The organism is Bradyrhizobium sp. CCBAU 45394, from assembly GCF_028128655.1.
GTDB lineage: Bacteria > Pseudomonadota > Alphaproteobacteria > Rhizobiales > Xanthobacteraceae > Bradyrhizobium > Bradyrhizobium diazoefficiens.
Window position 1 is genome coordinate 1 of the sequence record NZ_LBIX01000114.1, and the last position, 7,182, is coordinate 7,182.

Consider the following 7,182-nt stretch of genomic DNA (forward strand, 5'->3'; position numbering starts at 1 on the left):
TCCGAATGCCGGCAAACCACGCCGCCTGATCGCCTCGTCACCCAAAATCCCGCATAGCTCCCAGGATCGCATCGTTATCCGCGATGTGAATGCCTTCCATCCAAAAACTCGATTTTACCAATTCACGCGCCGCCGAGCAGTAAAACGCTAGCCGTTATGCAACATGGTAGGTTTCCCCGTCGGCAACGCGACGAGGAGTATGTCATCGTCATGGACGCCGCGATCCGGTTGTAAGTACGGCTTTGCCGGCTCTATATTGGGGCAAGGACGCCCGCAAGCTCGAAAAGCGTGGAGATGATCATGCCCTCCCCTTCAGCAAGACGGGCCGATTACGCTGCGACGACCCCCACCTACCAACGCTTTGCGTCATGGTGAGCTGACGTGATGTTGAGGCCGCAGCCAAGGTATTATTGACCGTCTGTCAGCTCAACCTACAGCCCGCGGCTAGTCGCGAGGTTCGGTGCCCGTGGCGCCGGTGAAGCCGAGGTCGATCCCGATTGGGACGTCCGGATAAGATACGGCGGCGGGCACGCGATCCTTCTCGCACCGCCGAGCGATCACTGAACTCATAGTCCAGCCCTCACGTATCGCAAATATCGCAACGGCAGCCTCGTCACGAGGGGGCATTTTTCGAGGAGGTTCAAAATGAGCGCGGCAAAAACGCGCACACGCTGCCTCGACATTTGCGCTGGCTCGAGGCCGAGTCGATCGAAATCATGCGCGAGGCCCCGCCAAGCTCAAAAAGCCGGTGATGCTCTATTCAATCGGCAACGGATTCCACTGTCATGCGGCCCTTTCGGCGAGCATTCTATCCGGCGAAGCTGCCTTTCCCGCTGATGCGCATCGCTAGAACGTGAATTCCCCGGGATGATCACCTTTCACAACGAAACGGCCAGGCGCATCGGAGCCGATCTGATCGTCCATATTAAAAAAGAAGGAATCGCCCGCGGCATTAATCCCACGACTCCGGCTCCAACTGCACGCTGCACACTGGTCATGAGAACCGACGCCAGCGCTCGTCCAGTCCGCCCATTTCCAAAGAGCTTGAATCGTACGTAACGTGATATTGTACGATTTCAAGCGCATGAACTTGCCCCCATGGACCAATGTCCATTGCAACAGGCGAGAGAACATTGACCGATGTCGGTGTACTCGGGAATGGATGTTGCGCCCCGGCTACCGACTTGCCAGAACGTGAGAAGGAATTTGGCCCCTGACCCGGCACGCTTACTTCGGCTGATCACCCTTGAATTTCATTTGGAATGCAGCAGAGGGAAACGCAGCAACACCTCGATTTGGCCCTAGCCGTGTCATCGTTATCGCCCAATCATTCGATCAACATGCATCAGTAAGCCCACATAATGGACGCTGGTTTCGCCGCTCTCGGTCAGACTCTGTATGTTCCAGATTTTTGGGAGAACACCCTGAGAATGAATAGTTCACGTTCAATGAGTTTACAGGACTTGCCTTCTGAAATGCCCGAAGGCAAGGTCTTGGAAATAACCACAACCACAGGCTGCATCGTCGGGTGTTCTTATTGTCCGCAAGACAAGTTCGCCGCCCGGCAAAGAGCCGTATCTCACGCAAAGCATCTTCGTCTCGAAGATTTCAAGAGATGCCTGGCGCACGTGCCACCCGCTGTCGATATCAGCTTTTCCGGGTACTCGGAGCCCTGGCTCAATCCGGATTGCACCGAAATGGTTGAGCACGCCCACGCATCTGGCCATGGCATCCGGATTTTCACGACGCTCGTAGGAATGAACGGGCGGGATCTACGACGCCTGCAAGCGCTGGAATTCCGGGCTTTCCTAGTACATGTTTTTGACGACGGCACGTACATGAACAGTCGCCTAGTTAGGCGCAAGTATGTGGATTCGATGCGTCAACTGGTCGACGCAGACATGTCATCGTTGCTATTCATAGTTATGGGGGAGGTCCATCCTGACCTTGTCGAGATAATTCCCGAAGAAGCGCTGATTCGCTCTCGTCCGCCAAGCAGCAGGGGTGGAAGTGTCAATCCGAAGATTGCGGAAGCACGACAGCCAATCGCCGGAGGACTGACGTGTCCAGACGAACGACAACATCGCAATGTTCTCCTCCCAAATGGCGACGTTACTCTCTGCCGCATGGATTTTGAGCGACGGCACGTTTTAGGCAACCTTCTCCGCGACAGGTATGAGGATCTGTTCGAAGGGCCGACTTTTTGCGAGATCGTCGATCGCATGAACGGAAAGGATGGTTTTCTGTGTTGCAGGATATGTGAATTCGCTCAACCAATGGCAAAGGGTGCCCGGGTCGGATTACTGCGCAATGGTGGACAAGATTTTTGAATCGTCCATGAAGAAGGAGTCAAGCCGTTGATTGAGAATCAGTTGTTGGCTCTGCGGCGGATTGGGAATTGCTAGCTTTTTGGTCGGAAGGCCGGAAAGCTTGCAATTTGATTTTCAAGATTTTTCCTTCGAATCGCCAGCCGCGATTCCGTGGTCGCAGCGAAGGGGAACGGTGCAACCAAAGATGGCGGAGACGATGGGAAAAGGCGATCCGTTCGCACCAGGCTGGATCAGATCATCAACCTGAAGCACGATATCGAGAGATCGCGCCGCTCTACAACTAGAATGGCGGCCCGGGATCGCAAGCCGGTTCGTGATCGGGCTGTTGCTGCTCAATTACATTTGTGGTCAGTCCGACGAAGAGGTCTGCGAGCGGGTCGACGATCCGCATCCCCAGCACTTCACCGGCTTTGAGTTTTTCCAGCATGAGCCCCCACGAGCGAAGCGGCTTCAGTCATTCGCGCAATCGGTGGCACATCAGACCGGCGAGTTGCGGATGCGTGATCTCAGCGGCTGACGGTAGACACCACCATTCAGCCCACGGCCATGACCACGCCGAACTTGTCTATGCGGCGGTCACTGGCCTCAATCGGCTGGCCCGCCCGTACGGCGTACGGCTGGGGCAATCGTCTCTGCACATCGCCGAGCGGTCGGCAATGATGGCTGGACGCTATACCCACGCTAAACAGTTCGAGCGTCATCGGCGGCAACAGGGCCTGTTGCAAACCAGGCTCGGATGCCTCATTCGCGACATCCGCCGCAAGATCGCTGGCCAGGGCGCGAGCTCGACTCTGCTTTCGAGCAGCCGCTTTCGCATGCCGCGCAGGCCATGAGCAGCGTCAGCGCGGATACAAGCTCAATTCCCTCGGTGGTTATCGTCCCTGATGCAAGAAGATTTGACTGCAACATGTGATTGAGCGCGCCCTTCTGTGAGGCCATCACGTGCAGCCCTCAGATGCCGCCGGACGGGTATGGTGATCTGCCGATTAAGTCAAAATCTTCCAATCGAGCTCGGAGCAGCAGAAATATAGCTGTTTCCTGAACCCGATCATTCAGTCATTTGACCATGCCATAAGTCGTCTTCTCATCTGAGATTCGCTTCGAATTGATCGTCATACTGCGGCCGCCAGCGCCCGATCTGATAGTTATCCTTCTTCGTCAGCATGGCCCAGATGTCGCGCGCTATCTTGTTCGCGAGTGCGGCCGCCACGAGGATACGCTTCCTGATCAGTATGCCGGCCAGGTTCCCTCGTTTATGGATTTGGGTCCCAGCCAGGCGCCGATGATTCAGAGGGTAAGTCCCGATCGCTCTTCGCCGGCATGACCGAAGGTGCCGCCCCAACCTGGCGAGCAGCCAAACTGATGGCCGGCAGCCCGGTTCGATCCAGGCCGCCCCGGTCAACTCGGCCATAGCAGGTTCGAGGTACTGTACAATCGATCGCGCGTTCGCCTCGTCATTTACACGGATAGCCTTTCCGGTCTCGTCCACCGCACATATCCCAAAGGAATTCAGCGAAACATCGAGACCGACATAGATCATGGCTTTTCCTCCTTGGATGGAATCGGCCCATGATCGGCAGTCAAACGTGCCGCGCGGCAAATAGGTCGGGCGATCGGGACGAATACCCCGTCTCTTCCGAAAAGCGGCTCCGGCGCTGGTTCATCTGCTGGGCCAGAGCGAACTTCAAACTGGATTAAGCCCGGTCGGCAAGGTCACCGACAGATAAGGAGCGGCAGAACAAATCTGCACGCGTCAATCGATCGGCATCGCCTCGCGTGTGGCCCGCACAGGTCATACGACGCGCACTTTCGATCCCTCGCGTCTGTCGCGGTGGATCAGACCAGTGGACGCAAACTAGGCGGCCTTGGCCGCTTGCTGCTTTGACTTTGTGCCAGCCCCGCGGCGAGGGCCATCCACACTGATGGACATGTCTTCATCGATAGCGATTCGCCTCTTCACGCGATGTTGACCGCTGGATTCCTTGACGGTGTAGCGTTCGGTTGCCCGGTTGTCCCAGATTACAACGTCGCCCGACTTCCAGCTCCAGCACACGGTATTTTCCCGCGCAGTGAGGTAGGATCGAAGCCGGTCGAACAGCTTCTGGCTGGCATATTTCTCCAGGCCAACGAAATTCTGCACAGAATGTCCGAGCACGAGCAAGCGCTCGCCCGTCTCGGGATGGACGCGTACGACCGGACGTACGGTTTCGCAGATTGTTCCGGTGAAGACATCATCGAATTGTTTCGTGTCCGCCTCAATGGCGTACCTGGTCACGGCGCAATCATAGGCGCTGCAATGCACCGCCCAGAGGTTGTCGGCAAGCATCCGCAGCGGCTCCGGAAGATCACGATATGCGGCCGCAGTGCTTGACCAGATAATGTCACCGCCATCAGGCGGGATCACGACGCCTCGCAATACCGAGATTTTCGGACAGTCGTCATCGACGCTGCCATCCATGCGCAGCTGTTCGGCACGACCACTGCCGCGGCTCTGTGCCATGTTCGGGGTCGATGCTCCCCCTATCGTACGCGGTATCAGCGAGCCGAGTCGGCCGGCAAAGCGCTGCTGTTCGGCATCATCGAGATGTCCCTGGTCACGGAAGAAGATGACTTTGTGCTCGAGGAGCAACTGGCTAATAGCGCAGATGACGTCGTCGGACAGTTCGTCCGATAGCCCGATGTTCTTGATCTCGGCACCAAGCCGGGCCGCGGACTTGACGATGTCCGATCGCGGAATGACGTTATCCATGGTCGTCATGTTGCTCATGATCATGCTCTCACTATCGTGATGCCTAAAACAAAGCTGCGCGACACTTGGTCGCGAGACTGATGGTGGAGGCCAACGAAATCGGTTTGGTGACGGACCCTACTCGGCCGCAATGTGCTCCAGCAGCCGCCACAAAGAGCCAAGCCTAATCGTCGGCTACGCACTACCACCATGATGTGACCTGCTCTGTTGCGATCAAGGACACTCTTGCATCGGCTCCGATGAAGACGAAAATGGCCGAAAACGCTGCCGGGATCGACGCGCAGCATGATGAACTACCTCGCTCTTACATCTCAATCATACGGTCAATCGATGTCTAGTCCATGAAACGAAACCAGCTTTCTTTTCGACGATGAGAAATGTTCGTTTTGTCAGCGAGCCAAGCTCCGTCATATTTTTAGGAAGATGATTTCTCGCGGGTCTGCAATACAATCGAGGTAGTCTGACGAACTGGATAACTCGCCATCCTAATCAATCAGCGCGATCGCACAGCCTGGCCACTCTACCATAAGTTATGGTACCGTTCTACCGCAATCTAAACGTTAGTACGGATTTTCGCGGTTTAGAATCCTTCGATGTGTGCGGCTGTTCATCCGCCCGTCACATATGGAGCGGGTACCGGCTGCTCGCAAAGCGAGTGGTCGATGCCATCTGTGGCTTTAACCATTCCCGCAGTGGTTAAAAACGGGCTATATCACCCGTTTTGCGGGATCTCGCTTCGTAAAAACCGAGGACATCACGCTGCAACGTGAAGTCGGATTTGCTTCATGAGGTGGACATCCTCATCGCCGCCAAATCAAAGGATTGGAGTAAGGTATCGCGACTTGGTGAGGATCCGCTCGCAATAAATGTCACGATAAGGTGAGCGCCTTCACAGATCTCCTCTCAAGAAAGCCGGGACTGCCCAAGTCCCGCCAAGCCGCCAACGACAATGCTTGGGCGAGACTCGTGCGCGCAACAAACCCCCAGGAAGACCCAATCTGTCTCCGCTTTCATGAGCGTTCTATTCCGGGTTCATTTTCTTTGCGAAGCTTGCCGCGTTCGTCGATTGGCACGCCACCGGGCGCAAGCTCCACTTGGCCGTCCTACGAGCGCCTCCGCATCGACGCCTTCATCTCGCGCCACTTGCATTGAAGCGGGAATAGAGTCTGATGAACGAGGCGATTCACCCTCATCTTTTGTCGTCACGATGCTGTTGTTCTCCAGCATGCTCTTTTGCGAGGAGTACCGCCTACGCTTCTGCTATAAGCCAGCGCTTTAGCGAGGACCCTGACTTCGCTTGCCGCAAATGGGGCGGCCGCCTGAGAGACGCCGCGTTCAATGCCCTCATTGATAAATGCGTCCCGAAACGACGAAACTGGCTTGCCAGCGCGCGTTTGAGTCTGACGCTGCGCAGATTGTCTTGGAGGGCCGCCCACAACCCGAGCCCGTCGAGGAAAACGTCGTAACCGTTGCAACTGGCTTTGAGGTAGAGCGCGCCGAGTGCGCCGTCACGCCGATGTCGATGTCGATGTCGCCGGCCAACACATACCGTGCGCTAGGGATTTCGATGCCAGTGACGCGGAGCCGCTGTGAATACCAGCAAGGTCTTCCTGATCACGGGAAAATGCGGTCGGCGCCTCTGCGACGACAACGTCGAACTTTCCTGTTTTGGCGTCGCGATGAGGAGTTGCCAGCCAAGCCGATTCATTGTGCTTGCACCGGAAATCGTACGGTCGCCGTAGAACGGACCACCATTAATCCTTCGCATTCGCAAATTGCGCGGCAGAGCGCGATCTGGTCTTCAATTGCCCGGTCGGTCTGCTTGTGTTTAAACCTTGCGAGATTGCCGCTTTCATTGTCGCTGCTCGCGTTTGCTGTCCAATCCGCGCCGCAGCGCGAGCAACAGCACGAACGGAACGCAAATCGCTCGGCCATCTCTGCGGATTTGGCGTATGACGACTCAGGCTTGATCCGCGTGATCAGGCGCCGCAAGCACCGCGAGCTTGGCCTGCGTCACCTTGGCGCGTTTGGCGTAAAACCGGCATTTCAAGAGGCGGGACCAAGTTCTTTTTGCCGCCCATTTGACCGGGGGCATGAGACGAT

4 protein-coding genes and 1 pseudogene are annotated in these 7,182 nt (G+C 56.4%); 3 read left to right on the forward strand and 2 right to left on the reverse strand.

Going from position 1 to position 7,182, the window contains the following annotated elements; translation table 11 throughout:
- Positions 1-1,361: 1,361 nt before the first annotated feature.
- Together WN73_RS12385 and WN73_RS12390 are read left to right on the forward strand one after the other, a co-directional pair.
- A complete protein-coding gene (locus WN73_RS12385) occupies positions 1,362-2,330 on the forward strand; it encodes a radical SAM/SPASM domain-containing protein (protein WP_271552983.1) in 969 nt (322 codons plus the stop codon).
- A gap of 172 nt (positions 2,331-2,502) precedes the next feature.
- Positions 2,503-3,194: pseudogene (locus WN73_RS12390) on the forward strand (IS5/IS1182 family transposase); the annotation flags it as partial.
- A gap of 220 nt (positions 3,195-3,414) precedes the next feature.
- Here WN73_RS12390 and WN73_RS12395 read toward each other — a convergent pair.
- Together WN73_RS12395 and WN73_RS12400 are read right to left on the reverse strand one after the other, a co-directional pair.
- Complete coding sequence (locus WN73_RS12395; RefSeq protein WP_271552985.1) at positions 3,415-3,870, reverse strand: hypothetical protein; 456 nt, start codon at positions 3,868-3,870, stop codon at positions 3,415-3,417.
- Positions 3,871-4,185: 315 nt separating this feature from the next.
- A complete protein-coding gene (locus WN73_RS12400; protein WP_271552987.1) occupies positions 4,186-5,097 on the reverse strand; it encodes a TauD/TfdA dioxygenase family protein in 912 nt (303 codons plus the stop codon).
- A gap of 1,336 nt (positions 5,098-6,433) precedes the next feature.
- Between WN73_RS12400 and WN73_RS12405 the strand changes: the two genes are divergently transcribed.
- A partial coding sequence (locus WN73_RS12405) for a hypothetical protein (protein WP_271552989.1) occupies positions 6,434-7,182 on the forward strand: 749 nt, incomplete at its 3' end.

Excerpts from the sequence above, each read along its gene's own strand:
- WN73_RS12395 (WP_271552985.1), bottom strand. The coding sequence starts at position 3,870 with ATGATCTATGTCGGTCTCGATGTTTCGCTGAATTCCTTTGGGATATGT.
- WN73_RS12385 (WP_271552983.1), top strand. The coding sequence starts at position 1,362 with ATGGACGCTGGTTTCGCCGCTCTCGGTCAGACTCTGTATGTTCCAGAT.
- WN73_RS12400 (WP_271552987.1), bottom strand. The coding sequence starts at position 5,097 with ATGAGCAACATGACGACCATGGATAACGTCATTCCGCGATCGGACATC.